The organism is Nonomuraea sp. NPDC003754 (assembly GCF_053605785.1).
Genome location: NZ_JBSGJX010000045.1, coordinates 44,168 through 62,377 on the forward strand (window position 1 = coordinate 44,168; position 18,210 = coordinate 62,377).

The 18,210-nt window shown below is 69.9% G+C and carries 19 protein-coding genes; 7 read left to right on the top strand and 12 right to left on the bottom strand.

All coding sequences use genetic code 11. From position 1 onward, the window contains the following. Nucleotides 1-350: 350 nt before the first annotated feature. The 4 genes from ACWEVS_RS37970 to ACWEVS_RS37985 form a co-directional block, all read right to left on the bottom strand. Nucleotides 351-2,408, bottom strand: a complete 2,058-nt coding sequence (locus ACWEVS_RS37970) for a DUF4132 domain-containing protein (RefSeq protein WP_452419451.1) — start codon at nt 2,406-2,408, stop codon at nt 351-353. A gap of 13 nt (nt 2,409-2,421) precedes the next feature. Then, nucleotides 2,422-2,589 carry a DUF7737 domain-containing protein gene (locus ACWEVS_RS37975; protein ID WP_452419466.1) on the bottom strand — a complete coding sequence of 56 codons (168 nt, stop codon included), beginning with the start codon at nt 2,587-2,589 and terminating at the stop codon, nt 2,422-2,424. 7 nt (nt 2,590-2,596) lie between these two features. Beyond that, entirely contained in the window at nt 2,597-2,989 is a 393-nt protein-coding gene (locus tag ACWEVS_RS37980) for a hypothetical protein (RefSeq protein ID WP_354921444.1), read from the bottom strand. Nucleotides 2,990-3,213: 224 nt separating this feature from the next. Beyond that, nucleotides 3,214-4,146, bottom strand: coding sequence for a DJ-1/PfpI family protein (locus ACWEVS_RS37985; RefSeq protein WP_452419452.1), 933 nt, complete (start codon nt 4,144-4,146; stop codon nt 3,214-3,216). A 125-nt stretch (nt 4,147-4,271) separates the two neighbouring features. Here ACWEVS_RS37985 and ACWEVS_RS37990 point away from each other — a divergent pair, with 125 nt between their 5' ends. Continuing rightward, nucleotides 4,272-4,583, top strand: coding sequence for a cupin domain-containing protein (locus ACWEVS_RS37990; RefSeq protein WP_354921438.1), 312 nt, complete (start codon nt 4,272-4,274; stop codon nt 4,581-4,583). 267 nt (nt 4,584-4,850) lie between these two features. Here the strand turns inward: ACWEVS_RS37990 and ACWEVS_RS37995 are convergent, their stop codons facing one another. Then, nucleotides 4,851-5,297, bottom strand: a complete 447-nt coding sequence (locus ACWEVS_RS37995; RefSeq protein ID WP_449931003.1) for a cupin domain-containing protein — start codon at nt 5,295-5,297, stop codon at nt 4,851-4,853. A 111-nt stretch (nt 5,298-5,408) separates the two neighbouring features. Continuing rightward, on the bottom strand, nt 5,409-6,182 hold the full coding sequence (locus ACWEVS_RS38000; RefSeq protein ID WP_449931001.1) for a glycoside hydrolase family 16 protein: 774 nt from the start codon (nt 6,180-6,182) through the stop codon (nt 5,409-5,411). An 822-nt stretch (nt 6,183-7,004) separates the two neighbouring features. On the opposite strand from ACWEVS_RS38000, the gene nadE reads away from it, so the two are divergent. Next, on the top strand, nt 7,005-7,817 hold the full coding sequence (gene nadE / locus ACWEVS_RS38005; protein WP_354921561.1) for an ammonia-dependent NAD(+) synthetase: 813 nt from the start codon (nt 7,005-7,007) through the stop codon (nt 7,815-7,817). A 49-nt stretch (nt 7,818-7,866) separates the two neighbouring features. Here the strand turns inward: nadE and ACWEVS_RS38010 are convergent, their stop codons facing one another. Both ACWEVS_RS38010 and ACWEVS_RS38015 read right to left on the bottom strand, forming a co-directional pair. Further along, on the bottom strand, nt 7,867-8,421 hold the full coding sequence (locus ACWEVS_RS38010) for a YceI family protein (RefSeq protein WP_452555559.1): 555 nt from the start codon (nt 8,419-8,421) through the stop codon (nt 7,867-7,869). A gap of 127 nt (nt 8,422-8,548) precedes the next feature. Further along, complete coding sequence (locus ACWEVS_RS38015; RefSeq protein WP_452555561.1) at nt 8,549-8,884, bottom strand: putative quinol monooxygenase; 336 nt, start codon at nt 8,882-8,884, stop codon at nt 8,549-8,551. Nucleotides 8,885-9,106: 222 nt separating this feature from the next. On the opposite strand from ACWEVS_RS38015, the gene ACWEVS_RS38020 reads away from it, so the two are divergent. From ACWEVS_RS38020 to ACWEVS_RS38030, 3 genes are all read left to right on the top strand, one after another. Then, the gene (locus tag ACWEVS_RS38020) at nt 9,107-10,186 is read left to right on the top strand and encodes an NAD(P)H-dependent amine dehydrogenase family protein (RefSeq protein ID WP_452555563.1); all 1,080 of its coding nucleotides are present in this window, start codon (nt 9,107-9,109) and stop codon (nt 10,184-10,186) included. Beyond that, the gene (locus tag ACWEVS_RS38025; RefSeq protein ID WP_449930991.1) at nt 10,183-10,689 is read left to right on the top strand and encodes a carboxymuconolactone decarboxylase family protein; all 507 of its coding nucleotides are present in this window, start codon (nt 10,183-10,185) and stop codon (nt 10,687-10,689) included. The genes ACWEVS_RS38020 and ACWEVS_RS38025 overlap by 4 nt, the downstream gene beginning before the upstream one ends. Nucleotides 10,690-10,761: 72 nt before the next feature. Then, nucleotides 10,762-12,396, top strand: coding sequence for a GMC oxidoreductase (locus tag ACWEVS_RS38030; RefSeq protein WP_449930989.1), 1,635 nt, complete (start codon nt 10,762-10,764; stop codon nt 12,394-12,396). 263 nt (nt 12,397-12,659) lie between these two features. Here the strand turns inward: ACWEVS_RS38030 and ACWEVS_RS38035 are convergent, their stop codons facing one another. After that, on the bottom strand, nt 12,660-13,364 hold the full coding sequence (locus ACWEVS_RS38035; RefSeq protein ID WP_452555566.1) for a ubiquinone/menaquinone biosynthesis methyltransferase: 705 nt from the start codon (nt 13,362-13,364) through the stop codon (nt 12,660-12,662). Between the two features lie 298 nt (nt 13,365-13,662). Further along, complete coding sequence (locus tag ACWEVS_RS38040; RefSeq protein ID WP_449930985.1) at nt 13,663-14,373, bottom strand: TetR/AcrR family transcriptional regulator; 711 nt, start codon at nt 14,371-14,373, stop codon at nt 13,663-13,665. Between the two features lie 183 nt (nt 14,374-14,556). On the opposite strand from ACWEVS_RS38040, the gene ACWEVS_RS38045 reads away from it, so the two are divergent. Both ACWEVS_RS38045 and ACWEVS_RS38050 read left to right on the top strand, forming a co-directional pair. After that, nucleotides 14,557-14,889, top strand: a complete 333-nt coding sequence (locus ACWEVS_RS38045; protein WP_452555568.1) for a nuclear transport factor 2 family protein — start codon at nt 14,557-14,559, stop codon at nt 14,887-14,889. A gap of 166 nt (nt 14,890-15,055) precedes the next feature. Continuing rightward, complete coding sequence (locus ACWEVS_RS38050) at nt 15,056-15,946, top strand: NAD(P)-dependent oxidoreductase (protein WP_452555570.1); 891 nt, start codon at nt 15,056-15,058, stop codon at nt 15,944-15,946. A 70-nt stretch (nt 15,947-16,016) separates the two neighbouring features. Here the strand turns inward: ACWEVS_RS38050 and ACWEVS_RS38055 are convergent, their stop codons facing one another. After that, a complete protein-coding gene (locus tag ACWEVS_RS38055) occupies nt 16,017-17,444 on the bottom strand; it encodes an MFS transporter (RefSeq protein WP_449930979.1) in 1,428 nt (475 codons plus the stop codon). A gap of 26 nt (nt 17,445-17,470) precedes the next feature. Continuing rightward, a complete protein-coding gene (gene wrbA, locus ACWEVS_RS38060; RefSeq protein WP_452419460.1) occupies nt 17,471-18,142 on the bottom strand; it encodes an NAD(P)H:quinone oxidoreductase in 672 nt (223 codons plus the stop codon). Nucleotides 18,143-18,210: the final 68 nt, after the last annotated feature.

Sequence of the window (18,210 nt, forward strand, 5' to 3'; positions counted from 1 at the left end):
GAGCTGGTCGGGCCGGCCATCGCGGTCGCCGAGGAAGGGCTCGCGGCCGGTGAGCTGCCGATCGGCGCGGTGGTCCTGCTCGGTGAGGGGGTTGTCGGCAACGCCTGCACCCAGGAACGAGTCCAGGGGAGACGGCTGGTCCATGCCGACCTGCTGGCGATGGAGGAGGCCGGCCGACGGCTCGGCTTCCGGAAGCGTTGCCAGGATGGTGCGGGGTTTCCGGTGGTGGTGATGAAGTCGGTGGTGATGAAGTCATCCCGCGCTGACCGAGCCCGACGGTGTCCCGGCCGCCCCATCCCGACCTGTGCCGCCGGGGCGGGGCGCGAGTGTGCCCCGCCCCTTGGCGTCGGTCAAGGCTGGAGTTGGCGGGTGATGGACGGATCGGTGATGGCGGTGTCGGCGGCCAGCAGGAACGCCTTGGACAAGATGAGCGCCAACCGACCGTCCTCCTCGAAGGGTAGGAACAGCCCGGCCTGGGGGTCGCGGCCGGCGACGATGCACAGGTAGGCGTCGTTGGGCTCCATCAGGATGTTCGCCGACCCCAAATGGATCTTGTAGGTGCGGAGGTCGCCGCGGACCACCAGGAAGCGGTCGGTCAACGTGCAGCGGTCGGCGATGGCCAGGCGCGGCAGCAGCCGGGACAACGCGTCCCGGCGCACCTCGGCGGAAGGTGCGAGCGGAGCGAACGAGCCGGTGTGCCAGTAGGTCTGCAGTTCGTCCGGCCCGCTGTCGGCCCACTGCGGATCGGATGTTATCGAACAGACCCCCACGAACAGGTCCACGTCCCTCATCGCCTCACTGAACACCAGCGCGGGGACCTCGGCCAGCGGCGCCTGGTGCCATCTGCTCTCGACCAGCCGGTGGAAGTGGACCCGTTCGGTGAGCGCGTAGCCCTCGTCGTAGAGGCTGTGTTCCAGCGTCGCCCGCCACTGCCCGCCTGCCAGCAGCCGCCGCGCGTCGCCGCCGTCGAAGCCGCCGTCCCATTGCCCCAGGAAGTTCGACGTCCAGCCCCGGCTCTTGAACAGTGCGCGGAGCCTGCGGTAGTGCACCACATGCCCGGCGAACCGGTTCGAATGGTCGTGCGTCTCCTCCTCGGCGGGCGTGAGCAGGTAGACCTCGCGGAAGGCCTGTTTGAACGGCTGGCGCAGTTCCTTGCCCTCCACGACGTCGCGCCAGGCCCGCACCTCCTCCACCGTGGCGCGCGCCGGATGCCACAGCCGCACTGGCACGTCCGGTCTGGTCAGTCCCAGCTCGCTGCGCCACACGCCGGGTGTGATCTCGAACTCCCAGATCAGCCGCTCCGTGATCGGGTGACCCTCCAACCGCCGGTACGGCGGAGCCGTCTCGGCCGCGTAGCCCGCCTCCAGTGCCCTGGCCAGGGTCGCTTGTTGCTGCTGGACCAGCTTGACCTGCTCGCGCAGCCGCTTCACCTCGTCGGGGTGCTCCCGCTTGACGGCCGCCGGGACTGATTTGAGCTTCTTGTCACCGTGCCACCATGACAGCTCGGCCTCGCCGTCGATCGAGATCACCGCCGTGTGCTCGCCGAACGCCTGCCGTACCCGCCCGTCCGGCAGCCGGAACGCCACCTCCAGCCGCTCGGCCAGCGCGGGCTCGATGCGCTTGAACATGCGGTCGAGCTGCTTGGGCACCCCGGCATGCCGGGTGATCTGGCGGGCGGCGCGCAGCGAGGAGATCGCCTCGGGAGTCGGGTGGTCCTCCACCGCGCGGCCGATCTCGAACAGCAGCCCCTGGGAGGGGAGGGTCTTGGCCGCGGTGGGAGCCACCGCGACGCCGCGCAGCAGCCGGTCCAGCAGGCTGGGCAGCCAAGACTCGTCGCTGAAGAGGGCCAGCCGTACGGCACGCCCGAGGGTCTCCTTCTCCCGGTCGTCGAACGCCTTCTCCGCCTGGTAGGGGATCTCGCCGGACTGGATGGCGGCGACGCGGGCGTCGGCCTGATCCAGGGCGGTGCGGGCGAAGGCGGGATAGCCGGGCAGGCCGTGCAGCCATTCGGCCAGGCCGGCCCGTCGTGGGGTGCCGAATTGAGGGTCCCGGACAGCCTCGGCGAACAGGGCGCGCAGCTCCACGTCGCAGCCGAGCAGCAGGTCCATCTCGAAGACCGCGATCGGGCCGAGCGTTTCGGCGAGCTGCGCTCTCACCTCGGCATCCATGTCCGCCATCCCTGCCGCCACCAGCAGGGCGAAGGGCCGATGATGTGTCTCGCGCAGGAGGTGGCCGACGAGTTCGCGGGCTGGGACGACCATGTTGCGCCAGGTATGGTCGACGACCGCGCTGTCACCTGGCCGGCCCAGAGCGGTGGTCAGCTGGGAGGCGGCGGGCCAGTGGGTGGCGTCGGGCGCGGAACCGTTGAGCAGCTTGAGCAGGCGCTCCGCGAGGGGGGAGAGGGGCACGCTGATATTCCTGTCACGGGTGGATCTGGCGGGTGATGGACGGGTCGGTGATCGCGGTGCCGGCGACCAGCAGGAAGGCCTTGGAGATGGTGATCGACAGCATGCCGCCGTCCTCCTCGAAGGGCAGGAAGACCTGGTCGGCCGAGCCGCGGGGCACGATGCGGAGATGAGCGTCGAGAATCCCCTGGTCAGCCGCCGACCAGAGGAACGAGCTTGACGAACGACACCACCGGGTCGGTGGTCAGGTCGATCTCGGTGTCCAGGTCCTCGATCTGGCGGTCGCCGACCAGCAGCAGGAACCCGTTGCGGGCGAACGCGGCCTCGGCGGCGTCGGCCTGCCGCTCCCAGTCGAGCTTGCGGGCGGTGCGCATCCGGTAGCCGTTCAGCTCGGCCTCGGCGTCACTGGGCTTGACCAGGCCGCGGAAGTGCTGGGACGGGGTGGCGTTGTGGCGGGCCACCTCCGCGCGCACGCGCAGCCGTACCAGCTCCCGGGCCGAGATCCGCTCGGGCAAGCCGGGCAGGGAGAACTCCTCCAACGCCCGGCCTGTCGCCGTCTCATCGCGAAACACTACCGATGCCATCGAACATCCTGCTTCTGTGTATGTCAGGGGATGGCGCAATCTATAGCAGCGCCCTGCGACAAAACGTCGGCGACGGCGGGCATGTGCTCCCACCCAGCGCGGGACAACTGGTTGGCGGCTGGGCGGACCGGGCTCATATCTCGTGTGGGGTCTCCTCCCAGGAAGTGAGACGGGCCTCCGGGGCCGCGCGGCCCCCGCGCGCATGCGTCGGGTAATGGACGCGGTCACGTGGCCGGCCGGCCGCGGTAGGCGCGGCGGTAGGCCGTGGGCGTGGTGGACGCATCGCGGGACAGGTGCAGCCGCAGGTTGGCGGCGGTACCGAGGCCGCAGCGCCGGGCCACCTCGTCGACCGACAGATCGCTGGTCTCCAGGAGCCGCCGGGCCTCGAGGAGGCGTTGCGCGGCGAGCCAGCGCAGCGGGGTGGTGCCCGTTTCCGCGACGAAGCGGCGGGCGAAGGTGCGGGGCGCGAACCCCGCCTGGCGAGCGAGATCGGCGACGGTCAACGGCTCGGCCAGCCGGTCCAGCGCCCACGCGCAGACCGCCGCCATCCCGGCGCCGGTGGGGGGTACCGGGCGCTCCAGGAACTGCGCCTGGCCGCCGTCGCGGTGGGGCGCGACGACCAGGCGCCGCGCGGCCCGAACCGCGGCCTGCGGGCCGTAGTCGTTCCGCACCAGGTGGAGGCAGAGGTCGATGCCGGCGGCGAAACCGGCGCTGGTCAGGACGTTCCCGTTGTCGACATACAGCAGATCGGCATCGACGTCGACGGCCGGGTGGCGGGCGGCCAGATCGGGCGCGTCCATCCAGTGCGTGGTCGCCCGGCGGCCGTCCAGCAGGCCGGCGGCGGCGAGCGCGAAGGCGCCCGTGCACACCGAGACGATCCGCGCGCCACGCCCGGCGGCGGCGCGCAACGCGTCCAGCACCGGCGGGGAAGGCTCGTCCAGCGGCGCGTAGCCCGGCACGACGACGGTGTCGGCCGTGGCGAGGGCGTCCAGGCCCAGCGGGACGTGGATGTCCCAACCAGTGGTCGAGGGCACCTGTCCGGGCGACTCGGCGCACACGGCGAAGGCGTAGTGGTCCCGGTCACTGAAGACCTCGGCCGGGATCACCAGATCGAATGTGACGACGGCGGGCACGACCAGCGCCATGACACGATGCATGGCAGCATTCTTACGGATATGGGCATTCCTGCTGCTCGTGGCGGGCGGCGCCGTGGAGCAAGCTGATGGCTCAGCGCCGGACCCGGACGACGAGGCCCGAGCGCGCGAACCAGGGAAAGGACCTCATGCTCTTCCTCGATGCCCGTTCCTACACCGCCGAGCGGCCGTGGGGAGCCTTCGACGTCACCGAGATCGACGATGCGACCGTACGGCTGCACTGGACGGATCAGCCTTATGTCTGGCACGTCAACGACGGGCCGGAAGTCTTCGTCGTTCTCGACGGCGCCGTCGACATGCACTACCGCCACGAGGGCGAGGAACACGTCGAACGGCTCACTCCCGGCCGCATCTGCTACGCCGAACCCGGCGACGAGCACCTGGCGCACCCCGCACCGGAGGCGCGCGTCCTGGTCGTCGAGCGCAGGGGCAGCATCTGACCGCCGCGCGGGTCCCGGCACGTCGCAATCCCCTGGGCCGCCCGGCGACTGCGGCGATTCCGTCCGGTACGGCATCGCCGACACGCTGCGGAGACAGGCCGCCCTGCCGCTACGGGACGGCGAGCGTGCTCTGGACGCCGGTCAGGAGGGCGCGGCCTTCTCGCCGGCCCGCAGGGCGAGCGTGCTCGCCGGAGGCGCCGGGGCAGACGGCAGGGCCCTTGCCGCCTGGTGTGGTGCGCTTCCTGGACCTGGTGTGGGAGGGAGCTCCTAGCGGGTGGCCTCGTGGAAGTCGTAGGGCAGCTCGTCGAAGACGTAGTACGTGCAGTCGGCGCCGGGAGCGCAGCGACCCCAGTGGACGGCCTCCCCCGGGTAGTACAGGAAGTCGCCGGCGCCGACGCGGTAGGTCTTCTTGTGGCCCTTGACGTTCCACAGCATGGTGCCCGAGACGCCGACCACGTGCTCGGGGCTGGTGTGCCAGTGAGGGGAGAACGGCGTGCCGGCCTTGAGCGTGAACATCGCCTCCGACGGTCCGGCCTTCGGGTCTCCCTTGAGCTGGACGTAGGTGCATCCCGCCAGGCCTTCGCAGGGGGATCCCTTGCCCTGAACGTGATGGTGGTACGTGACCGGGTCCTGCGCGGTGGCCGAGCTCGCCGACCCCGTCGTGATCGCGGCCAGGACCGCGGCCGACAGGGCGACGAGGACCTTCTTCATCATGGTGCACTCCTTCAATCGGACTGTGGTCCGATTGTGGCGTAACCGGACTGTGGTCCGCAAGTGGAGTATGACGCGCGCCACGTCTGGGTCGGGCCGGCGGGGAACGCGTTCCTACCTCTGCCACACGCGGACGTAGTCCACCACCATGCGCCCCGACGAATCCGGCGCGGGCGGCACCCCGGAGTAGACGAAGTTGCTCACCACCAGGTTGGCCGGTCCGGGAGGGGTGCCCTCGGCGTGACACACGTGCTGCCCGTCGACGTAGAAGTCCGTCCCCGACTCGTGGATGTCGGCCCCGTAGACGTGCATGCCGGCGCTCGGATCGAAGGCGGGCCGGTGGGTGCACCCATGGTCTTCGCCCCAGTGCCAGGAGTGGTACAGCTGCTGGTGGTTGTCGGAGAAGTACTCGAAGACGTCCGTCTCGGTTCGATGTCCGTTGTCGGACGCCTGCCAGGTCCAGAACGACGGCCAGAATCCCGGAGACTGGGGAAGCATCGCCCTGATCTCCATGTACCCGTACCGGAAGGCGTAGCCCCCGGGCCCGGTGGAGGTGATCAGGCAACTGGACCACCTGTACCGGTGCCCCGACTGGGACCGGATCTTGGCGGGCTCGGCCGTGATCGTCAGTGCCCCGTCGCCCACCGAGCAGTTCTCGGGCCGGTCGAACTCCATCTGCTTGCTGTCGGGATTCCCGGTGCCGTACGGCTCGTCGGACCAGTCGGACTCGGCCGTCGAGCGGAACTGCCACTTCGACCCGTCAACGGCGGATCCATCGAACTCGTCCTGGAACCTGAGGTTCCACTGGCCGCCGGGCCCTACGGGATCGACGTCGCCGGGCCGCGCAAGCGAAGCCGGGACCATGTCCTCGGTAGAACTCATGGTCATGGCCGAAATCACTGCCAAGAATCGTATCAACCACATGGTTCCCGCCTTTCTCAGACAATTCATTGTTTCGCTGCCCAAGAGGGAAACCTGTTTCGACGGTGTCCGGGTGCTCTGTTTGCCGTGTGTACAAGTGCCAGCAAACCTCTTTGGTTTGCAGGTATCGCTCTTTAGTGTCCGATTGGCATCAATGCCTGGCTGGCCGCCAGGGCGGAATTTCGCCCGCTATATGGTGATATGAGGGTTAAAGGGGTGAAGACGGACAATCCGGTGCGGGTATGAAAGCGGACTGTGAACCCCGGGCGTGGCCGTCGGGCGAGCTGCGGGATCCGCGGTCCGAGGCCGAAGACGGCTCGCCGGTTCGAGGTTACGCGACGAACCAGAAGAGTCCGGCGAACAGCGCCGGCGGCAGAACACGCCATACGACAGGAGTGCCAGGCACGGCCACCATGACGGCCGAAGGGTAAGCGACTGTTCCGCCCAGGAGAACGGCCAGACCGGTGATATGCGTGCCGAAACTCGGCCCGGCCAGCCGCCACACCACCCCCATGGACATTCCCCCCAAGGCGGCGACCAGTCAGGCCCGGGGTATTTCAAGAAGGCGCAACTCCGCCGGCGAACAGCGGCCTCCAGGAATCCGCGGCATGCCGCCCGCCTCTCCCGGAGGAGGACGGCGGCCAGCACGTCGGATGCCTTGAGCGGGTCTTCGCAGCCGTCCTCTAGAGTGCTTCCGTCCCCTGCACGCGCCGGCGGCCCCGGCCGGTGGCGCGTGCCGACCCTGCCCCAGAGCCCGACCCCGGAGCGACCGTGACCGACTTGGCGTCCATGTCCCTGCAGCAGGAGATCGCCCGGGATCTCCAGGTGAGCGCGTCCTTCGACGTACAGCAGGAGATCGAACGCCGGGTGGCCTTCCTCGCCGACCAGCTGACCTCCACGGGCCTGCGGTCGTTGGTGCTGGGCATCAGCGGCGGTGTGGACTCCACGACCGCGGGCCGGCTGTGCCAACTCGCGGTCGAGCGGGTGCGTGCCGCCGGGCGGGAGGCGACCTTCTTCGCGATGCGGCTGCCGTACGGCACGCAGGCCGACGAGAAGGACGCGCAGCTGGCGCTGGAGTTCATCCGGCCCGACCGGGTCATGACCGTCGATGTGAAGTCCGCCGGCGACGCCGCCCTGGAGGCGGTGCTGGCCGGCGGCATGGTCTTCCGTGATGCCCACCACCAGGACTTCGTGCACGGCAACATCAAGGCCCGGCAGCGCATGATCGCCCAGTACGCGGTGGCGGGCGCGCACGAAGGCCTGGTCGTCGGCACCGACCACGCCGCCGAGGCGGTCTCCGGCTTCTTCACCAAGTTCGGCGACGGCGCGGCCGACGTGGTTCCGCTCACCGGCCTCACCAAGCGGCGCGTACGGGCCATGGCGCAGGCTCTGGGCGCGCCGCCCGCGCTGGTCCGCAAGACCCCGACCGCTGACCTGGAGACGCTGAACCCGGGCAGGCCCGACGAGGAGGCGCTCGGCGTCACCTACGACGAGATCGACGACCTCCTGGAAGGCAAGCCGGTCGGTGAGGCCGCCTTCGAGGCGATCGTCCGCCGCTACCGGCTCACCGAGCACAAGCGACAGCTGCCGATCGCCCCCTGAGCCGGTCCCTCGTCAACCGGGTCTCGCGCCGGACGCGGGTCCGGTCAGGTCACTGCTTCGACACGAGGCCGATGTCGAACTGTATGCCCACCTCGTCGCTCACCTTGAGCGCGCCGAGGAAGGCCGAGTAGGGCCGAATCCCCCAGCGGGACTGCACCATGGTCGCCGAGCCGCGAACCCGGTCCTCGGCCAGTGAGCCCTGCAGGGTGACAGGCTGGGTGGTCCCGGCGATGGTCAGGTCGCCTTCGACACGGAACGACTCCGCCGTCCCGTCGACCCGTGTCGAGCGGAACGTGATCGTCGGATGGCGCGCGGTGTGCAGGATCTTCTCTCGAATGATCTTCTTGATCTCCTCGCGATCGGAGTTCGTCAGCGGCTTGACGCCGCCGGATCCTTCCTGGACGTCGAGCGACTCGACGTCGGCCTCGACGGTCACGGAGCAGCCGGCCGGGTCGGTGGTGTCGATGGTCGCATCGCCGCGCCAGCGGGTGACCGCGATGGTGAGATCGTGGCCGGCCTTCGCGCCCAGCCCGCTACGCGTCGTCTTGATCAGGAGCCGCCCGGATTCAGGTCCGAACGTGTAGCTACCTGCGGTAATGCTCACCCTGCCAGGCTAGCTCGGGTACGGCCGGCCCGGCAGGAGCACCGCGCGGCCGCCGCCGGCGACGAGCGGGACGATCACAGGAACGGGGAGTCGCCGCCTCGGCGGGCGGCCACCCGCGACCCCGACGCTAGGCGTCGTCTCGGGAGACGGCCATCTCGCCGAGCAATGACCAGTCCTGCTGATCCAGCTTCGCGTTCACGATCCGCGGCGTCTGCGCCAGGTAGCCGGGCAGCGTCCGCTGGGCCTTCCTGAAGTGCTCCGACTGGACGTGCGCGGCGCCCGCGTCGTCGTCACGGAACGCCTCGACCAGGACGTACTCGGCAGGGTCCTCGATGCTGCGCGACCAGTCGAACCACAGGCAGCCGGGCTCGCCCCGGGTCGCCCTGGTGAACTCGTCCACGATCTCGGGCCACCGGTCGGCGTGCTCCGGCCGTACGCGGAACCTCGCGGTGATGAAGATCATTGACACTCGCCCCTTCAGCTGGAAACGCACGCGCTCAGGGACACGACACTAGCGCCCGCCCGGTCCTGCTTCGCGGATGCGGCGGGCACGTCGCGCGGTGACGTCGACCTGCTGGTCTCCTGCCGCGTCGGGAACGGCCTGGTCGACCGTGTGATCTTCACGCTCTGAGGCGGGGCGGAGCGGGCACTATACACCTAACCAAGCGCTTGCTACGCTCCGCCCATGACGCCCACCATCGTCTGGGGCACCGGCAACGTCGGCCGCGCGGCCATCCGCGCCGTCGAGGCCCACCCGGCGCTCAGCCTGTCGGCCGTACTCGTCCACAACCCCGGCAAGGTCGGCCGCGACGCGGGCGAACTCGGCGGCCTCGACCACGCGCTCGGCGTCGCCGCGACCGACGACGTCGAGGCGGTGCTGGCCACCCGCCCGCGCGCCGTGGTCTACGCGGCTTCCGGCGACATCCGCCCCGACGAGGCGCTGGCCGACATCGTCAGGGCGATCAGGACCGGAGCCGTGGTCGTCACCGCCTCGCTCTACGCGCTCTACGACCAGCGCAACGCCCCGCCGGAACTGCGGGAGCCGGTGCTGGCCGCCATCGCGGACGGCGGAGGCTCGCTGTTCGTCTCCGGCGTCGACCCCGGCTGGGGCAACGACGTGCTGCCCCTGCTGATCAGCGGGCTCGGCACCACGATCGACGCCGTCCGCTGCCAGGAGATCTTCGACTACTCCACCTACGACCAGCCCGACGCGGTCCGGTACATCGTCGGCATGGGCCAGCCGATGGACTACGAGCCGCCGATGATCGCGCCGACGGTGCCGACCATGGTGTGGGGCGGCCAGGTACGGCTGATGGCCAGGGCCCTCGGCGTCGAACTCGACGAGATCCGCGAAACCGTGGACCGGCGCCCGCTCGAGGCCACGGTGGGCACCAGCTCGATGGGCGAGTTCCAGGCCGGCACCCAGGGCGCGGTCCGCTTCGAGGTGCAGGGCGTCGTCGAGGGCGAGCCGCGCATCGTCATCGAGCACGTCACCCGCATCCACCCGTCCTGCGCGCCGGACTGGCCGTCGCCGCCCGACGGCGAGGGGGCGCACCGGGTCGTCATCGAGGGCCGCCCCCGCATCGAGGTCACGGTCGAGGCCACCGACGAGGGCGGCAACCGGTCGGCGGGCGGCAACGCCACCGCGGTCGGCCGGCTGGTGGGCGCCATCGACTGGCTCGTGAACGCGGAACCCGGGCTGTACGACGCGCTCGACGTCCCCCTGCGCCCGGCCGTCGGCAGACTCGGAAGGAAACGGCCATGAGAATCGACATCCCCGACGGCAAGGACGCGATCGAGTACGTGTGGGGCGAGATGGTCCCCGGCATCGGGGTCGCGGCCTCGAACTTCTCGCTGGCCGTCTACGCCCACACGACTCTCGGCCTGCGCGAGTTCGAGGCGGCGCGGCTGCGGATCGCGCAGATCAACGGCTGTGTCTTCTGTCTCGACTGGCGGACCGAGCGGGACGGGGAGAAGGTCGAGGCGGAGTTCGCCGACGCGGTGGCCCAGTGGCGTACCACCGACGCCTTCGACGATCGCACCCGGTTGGCCGCCGAGTACGCCGAGCGGTACGCGCTGGATCACCACGGCCTGGACGAGGAGTTCTGGACAAGGATGAGCGCGCATTACAGCCAGCTCGAGATCGTGGAGTTGAGCATGAGCATCGGCTCGTGGCTGGCGTTCGGCCGGCTCAACCGGGTGCTGGGCCTCGACACCGTGTGCAGGCTGCCCAGCGGCGCGTCGCCCCGCGCCGTACGTCCCTCTTGACCCGACAGCAGTGACTCCAGGCGCGACGAGATATGGACCGTTTTCTCGTTTTGCGAGAGTGAGGAGCACCGCATGAGGAGCAGACCCCCGACCACCACCGGCATCTCGCGTCGCGGCTTCATCGCCGGAACCGGATCCCTGCTGGGAGCCGCCGCCCTCGGCGGCCACGCCACCGCGGCCCGCGCGGCCGCCGTCCCCGCCTCCGCCCCGATCGCCTCGGGCGCGCACGTGCCCGCCCTGGTGATCGGCACCGGGTACGGCGGCGCCGTCGCCGCTCTCCGCCTCGCCCAGGCGGGCGTCGACGTCCACATGATCGAGATGGGCATGGCCTGGGACACCCCCGGCTCCGACGGCAAGATCTTCTGTAACACGCTTCAGCCCGACTACCGCTCCTACTGGCTGCGCACCAGGACCAAGGCGCCGCTCAACTACTTCCTGGGCTTCCCGATCGACAGGGACATCCCCCGCTACACCGGGATCCTGGACGCCGAGGACTTCAGCGGCATCACGGTCTACCAGGGACGCGGCGTCGGCGGCGGTTCCCTCGTCAACGGCGGCATGGCCGTCACTCCCCGGCGCGAGAACTTCGGCGCGGTCCTCCCGTCGGTGAACGCCGACGAGATGTACGACGTCTACTACCCGCGCGCCAACGCCGGACTCGGGGTCGGCACCGTGGATCCGGCCTGGTTCGAGGACACCCCCTACTACCAGTACGCCCGCGTCGGCCGCAAGCACGCCCAGCGGTCCGGCTTCCCGTTCGTCTTCGTGCCCGACGTGTACGACTGGGACTACATGGAACAGGAGGCCGCCGGTACGGTCACCAAGTCCGCGCTGGCCGGCGAGATCCTCTACGGCAACAACCACGGCAAGAAGTCGCTGCAGCGGACCTACCTCGCCCAGGCCAACGCCACGGGCAGGGTCGCCATCTCGGCGCTGCACAGGGTCACCTCGGTCGCCCCCGCCTCCGGCGGCGGCTACACGGTCGTCATCGAGCAGATCGACACCGGCGGCGAGACCACGGCCACCAAGACCGTGACCGCGGACCGGGTGTTCTTCGCCGCCGGCAGCGTCGGCACCAGCAAGCTGCTGGTCAAGCTGAAGGCCACCGGCGCGCTGCCCGGCCTGAACGACGAGGTCGGCAAGGGCTGGGGCGACAACGGCAACGTCATGTGCGGCCGCGCCAACCACCTGTGGGACCCGACCGGCAAGCTCCAGTCGACCATTCCCTGCAGCGGCATCGACAACTGGGCCGCCGGAGGCGCCTTCGCCGAGGTGGCGCCGCTGCCCACCGGAATCGAGACCTACGCCTCCTTCTACCTGTCGATCACCAAGAACCCGAACCGTGCCCAGTTCACCTGGAACGCCGCGACCGGCAAGGTGGACCTGAACTGGCAGACCGCCTGGAAGCAGCCGTCGATCACCATGGCCAAGACGATCTTCGACAAGATCAACGCGAAGGAGGGGACGATCTACCGGACCGATCTGTTCGGCATCTACAAGATCTGGGGCGACCACCTCACCTACCACCCGCTCGGCGGCGTGGTGCTGAACAAGGCCACCGACAACTACGGCCGCCTCGCCGGCTACCCCGGCTTGTACGTCATCGACGGCTCGCTGATCCCCGGCAACACCACCGTCAACCCGTTCGTCACCATCACGGCGCTGGCCGAACGCAACATCGACAAGATCATCGCCACCGACCTGTGACGCGTGCGCAGCCGGCCACGGGCGCGTGTGGCCGGCCCTCTCCCTGTCACAGCGCGCGCCCAGCAGCCGCCCGGCCAGCAGCGCCCGGCCGGCAGCCGGTCCATCCGGCGCTCCTCGTCCAGCGGGCCGCCCAGCCCAGCCGGCGTCCAGCGGACCCGCCCCTGGTGGCCCCGCAGGCCGCGGTGTGCCCCCCACGCCTGTCCGGACCAAGGACCATCTCGGCCGGCCCGATCGAGCGGAAGATCGGCGAGATCCTCCGGCGGCTACTGTTTCCGGGCCGTGATGATCATCTGGGTGCCGAAGAACTTCTTCTTCCACGCGATGGAGGCGAACCCGACTCGGCGAAGGATCGCGACGACCTGTTGCGGAGTCATGAACCCGAGTGTGGACTCCTGCAGGTATGCGTACGACTCACGATCGCGGGCGATCAGCTGGCCGAGCAGGGGGATCAGCACACGAACACCCAGAGTCACCGGGTAACGGAGTGGTCCTCGTGGCGGGCAGGTCTCCAGAATGACGACCCGGCCTCCGGGTTTGAGCACCCGGTACTGCTCTTGGAGCACGCGCTCGGCATCCGCGACATTGCGGAGGAGGTAGCCATGCGTGACGGCGTCGAAGGACTCGTCGCCGAAGGGCAGATCGTTCGCATCCGCGTGCTGCCACCTGATGGCCGAGGCCCCCGGTTTGCGTGCCGCTTCCGTCAGCATCCGCTCGGAGAAATCGACGGCATGGATGGTCGCGTTCGGATACTTCTCCAGTGCGGCCAGAGCGATGACGCCGGTTCCGGTGGCGACATCGAGCACGCTTCCACCTGGAGGGACCTTCGTACGCACTGCGACGTCACGACACCAGGCGGCATGTCGCCCCAGCGTCATGAGGCGATTCATCCGGTCGTAGTAGTCCGTGATCCTGTTGAACGTTCGCTGGACCTCTTGGCCCTTGGACGGCGGCAGATCAGGCGATGGCATCTGTGCGCGGCTCCTCAGTCACCCCGCCACTCTGCCGGGGCGATCGCCGGCCGTCGTCCCCCGTGCGGGGGAGGACCTACCTCGCAGGGGGGATCACCGGTCGAGCGCGGTGGACGTCCCGTCCCGTTCACTCGTGACGGCCGCACGACTTCCGCAGGGGCGAGCAGTACGGCGGTGGCCGGGACGGTGGCAGCGCGGGCGCCGGCCGCCGGCCCGGGCGGCGAGATGAGGCCCAGTGGGGCGATCGTGCTGCGAGAGGGCGAGGCCGGCGGCGGTCGGCGCCGATGGTGGGCTGCGCTCAGGACACGAGGCCGAGCGAGGCGATGAGGTCGTGCATCTCGTCGCGGTGGACACTGGCCGGGTCGTGGATGGCGGTGCGGAGGTGCCCGTAGATCTCCAGGGCCATGAGCCCGTGCATGCGGCCCCACACCCTCAGCGTCATCGCGATGCCTGCCGGCGGCAGGTCCGGAAAGTCCTTCCGGACATGGGCTACCAGCTCTGGGTCGAAATCCGCCCAGTCGTAGGCGCCCTCCTCGGGTTGGCGCGCCTGGACCGTCGGCCAGGCGGCGGCGACGAGGCCGACCAGTCCGCTGCAGGCACGCGCCTCGGCTTGCCTGCCGGGGCCGTCGTCGGGCGGACGGTAGCCGGGCACGGGGTCGCCGTAGATCAGCCGGAAACCTTCGGGGTTGGCCAGCGCCCACTCCCGCATGGCTTGGGCCCAGGCCAGGATCCGGCCGCCCGGATCGGTCTCCGGCACCGCGTCGCGGGCGGCCTCGGCGGCGTCGACCGCCGAGGTGTAGACGTCGCCGATGAGCGTCGTGATCAGATCATCGCGGGTGGCGAAGTAGCTGTAGATCGCGCCGGCCGTCATGCCCATCTCGCGGGCGATCGCGCGTAGCGAGATGGCGTCCGGGCCGCCGTCCGCCATGAGCTTCATGGCGATCGCCTTGATCTCGGCGCTGGTCTGGGCACGTAGCCGGTCGCGGCGGCTCATCGTCTGGTCGCTCACGCTTGACAGTCTACTGGGTTGGATTAATCTACGTCGTGCGGCCAATTGAACGGCGTGTAGAAACAAGACGGCTTGTAGAGAAAGCGACCCCGTCACGGCCGTCCTTGACCGTCGCCTGTGGCCTGATCGTCCTCAGGCCCTCCCCGCAACCACAGCAACATCCACGTCGGAAGGAGCCAGCTGGTGAGCGCCATCGATGTGATCCGCGCCTACCTCGACATCTGGAACGAGCCGGACGCCGCCACCCGGATGACACTGATGAAGTCCGTCCTCACCGAGGACTCCCTCTACGCCGACCCCGACAACGCGGGCCTGCGTGGGCACGCCGAACTGTCCGAGGAGATCGGCCGTGCCCGGGAGAAGCTCGGCGACCTGAGGTTCACCCTCGACACCGTGGTCGGCGCCCACCACGACCGCGCGCTGTTCAGCTGGAAGCTCGGCACGGTCGCCACCGGCTACGACGTCGTCGAGTTCGCCGGTGGCCGCATCCGCAGCATCGTCGGGTTCTTCACATGAGGCGGCCCCGGTACGGCTGGACCGCCGCCTGGCCGCCTCGCCGCGACGGCCGAGCGCCCAACCGGTCCGAGGACCACGTCACCGACATGTCCGGCCGAGCCGTCCGGACGGCCACGGCGACCACACCCGTCGCGGCGGACGCCGCATGAGACACGCAGGAGCACATATGTCCCCCCGTTCCGCCGCACAAGCGCCGGTCACCGTCGTCGGCCTGGGACTGATGGGCCACGCGCTGGCCGAGGCCTTCCTGAAGAACGGTCACCCGACCACCGTCTGGAACCGCTCGGCGGACAAGGCTGACGATCTCGTCGCCAGGGGCGCCACCCTGGCCGGCTCGGTCAAGAGCGCGGTCGAGGCGAGCCCACTCGTCGTCTGCGTCTCGGACTACGACGCCGTGCACCGGTTGCTGGACCCGGTCGGCGGCTCGCTCGCCGGCCGTACCCTCGTCAACCTGACCACGGCCAGTTCCACCCAAGCGCGCGAAACCGCCGCGTGGGCGGCCGAGAACGACAGCGCCTACCTCGACGGGGCGATCCTCGGCCTTCCCCAGGCCATCGGCACCGCCGAGGCCACGCTGTTGTACTCCGGCTCGAAGGCCGCCTTCGAGGAGCACCAGGCCACCCTGCAGGCGCTCGGCGAGACCGGGACCGTCTACCTCGATGAGGACCACGGCCTGTCTGCCCTGTACGACATGTCCGTCCTGAGCATCATGTGGGGGGTCCTGAACGGATTCCTGCAGGGTGCCGCGCTGCTGGGCACCGCGAACGTCAAGGCGACGACTTTCGCGGCCCTGGCCAACACCGCGATCAAGGTGACGACCGACTACGTTTCCGCGTACGCGCAGCAGATCGACGAGGGCGGCTACCCGGCCACCGACGCCACCGTCGCCGTCCACATGGGCGGGATGGAGCACCTGATCCAGGAGACCGAGGCCCTCGGTGTCAACTCCGAGTTGCCGAATCTCTTCCTGGCACTGGCCGAACGTGCGGCAGCCGACGGCCACGCCGACGACGGTTACGCGGCGCTGATCGAACAGTTCCGCAAGCCCTCCGTCTGACTTCCTCCTCACGACCGCACCACGGTGGTGCAGCCGAGTCGGTACCACTCAGGTGAGGCGTCGCCGGCGGTCAGCCGCGCCGGTGCCGCGGCAGCAGCAAGCTGACCACCGCGATGGCCAGGCCGAGCCCGGCCGCCATGAGGAAGACCAGGTCGTAGCCGGCGGCGAGGGCGGCGGCCGGCGAGCTCGCGTCGGTCTCCGACGCGGCTCGGGTGCCGGCGACCGTCGCGAGCACCGCCAGGCCGATCGACCCGCCTACCTGGCTGGCGGTGTTGGCCAGGCCGCCGATGATCCCCGCGTCGCCCTCGGGAACGTCGGCGGTCGCCGCGGCCATGAGGGTGGGGAAGGTCAGCCCGATGCCGACCGCGATGAGCAGCGTGGGCCCGAGCACGCTCGTGACGTAGCCGCTGTCGGCGTTGGCCAGGGAGAACCAGCCGAACCCGGTCAGGAAACAGGCGCTGCCGGCCAGCACCAGCGGGCGCACGCCGGTTCGCGGCAGCAGGGCGGCGGCCCATCGCGCGATCACCATGAACGTCACCGCCGCGGGTGTCTGCCCGAGCCCGGCTTGAAGCGCGCTGAAGCCGAGGACGTTCTGCAGGAAGAGCGAGGAAAAGTACCACATCGCGATGGCGATTCCGCCGAACAGCAGGAGCATGCCGTTGCCGACGGCCACTCCCCGGATCTTGAACAGTCGCAGGGGCACCATGGGCCGGCCGGCGAGACGCGCCTCCACCACGGTGAAGACGACGAGCAGGAGCAGGCCCGCCCCCACTGGCCCGACGACCAGCGGGGAGGTCCAGCCGTGATCGGCGCTCTGCATGACCCCGTAGATGAGCGCGGCCAGCCCGGCCGTCCCCGTGAGCGCGCCGGCCAGGTCGAGCGGTTCGCGCCGGCCGGTTCGCATGCCGGCCAGCGACATCACGGCCACGCCGATCAGCACCGCGCCGATCGGCACGTTGATGAGGAAGACCCACCGCCACGACAGTCCGGTTGTGATGGCGCCGCCCGCGACCGCGCCGGCCATCCCGCCCACACCGCCCGAGGCGGACCATGCGCCGAACGCCTTGGCCCGCGCGTGCGGCTCGGTGAAGGTGGTGTTGATCACGGCCAGTGTCGCCGGGGCCATCATGGCGGCTCCCATGCCCTGGACCACGCGGGCCGCCACCAGGATCTCCGGAGTGGTCGCCAGGCCGCCGGCCAGACTCGAGGCGGAGAACAACAACAGCCCGATGATCAGTATGCGGCGCGGGCCGAACAGGTCGGCGGCGCGGCCACCCAGCAACATGAAGCCGGCGAAAGTGAGCAGGTAGCCGTTGACCACCCAGGCCAGGCCGGTGGGCGTGAAGCCGAGTTCCTCGCGGATCGAGGGCAGGGCGACGTTGACGATGGACGCGTCCAGGATGACCATGAACTGGCAGGCGCATGCCAGCGACAGGATCAACCAGGCGAGGCCGGCGTGCGACCTGGCCCGCTGAGATGCGGTGCTGGTGCTTGTCATGACTTCCTCCTTGCCGATCCCGCCGCTCACGCGGTCCGGGAGGCTGCCGTGGCCAGGGGTGCGGGGGCGTTGCCGTCGGCATCGGTGACGCGACCGTCCTCCTGCAGCCGGATGGTGATCTGGGCCAACCGCCGCCCCTGGTACCTGGCCGCTTCGAGCGCCGCGGCGTCTGGGCCGTCTCCGGTCGGGCCGGTCACGTACGACGTGCCGTAGGGATTGCCGCCGGCGGCGTACACGACCGGATCGGTGAAGCCGGGCGGGACGATCAGCGCACCCCAGTGGTAGAACACGTTGCCCAGCGACAAGATCGTGGCCTCGCTGCCGCCGTGCCGGTTGAACGCCGAGGTGAAGGCCGTCACCGGCTTGTCGGCCAGTTTCCCTTCCCGCCACAGCCCGCCGGCCTGGTCGATGAACTGCTTCAGCTGCGCGGCGGGCGCGCCGAACCGGGTCGGCGTCCCGAACGCGAACGCGTCGGCCCACGCCAGGTCCTCGACCGAGGCCTGGGTGATCGACGCGGCGGCGTCGGCGTGCTGCCGCCACAGCGGGTTCTGCTCGATCGCGCTGTCGGGCGCCAGCTCGGCGACCCGCCGCAGCCGCACCTCGGCTCCGGCCGAGGCGGCGCCCTCGGCGACGGCCTGCGCGAGTGCGTGCACAGTGCCTGTCGCGCTGTAGTAGATGACGGCGACCTTCACGGACATGTCGGCTCCCTCGATGTCGCATAGGATTAGTTATGCGGATAATGTTATCTGCATAACTAATCTGTCAA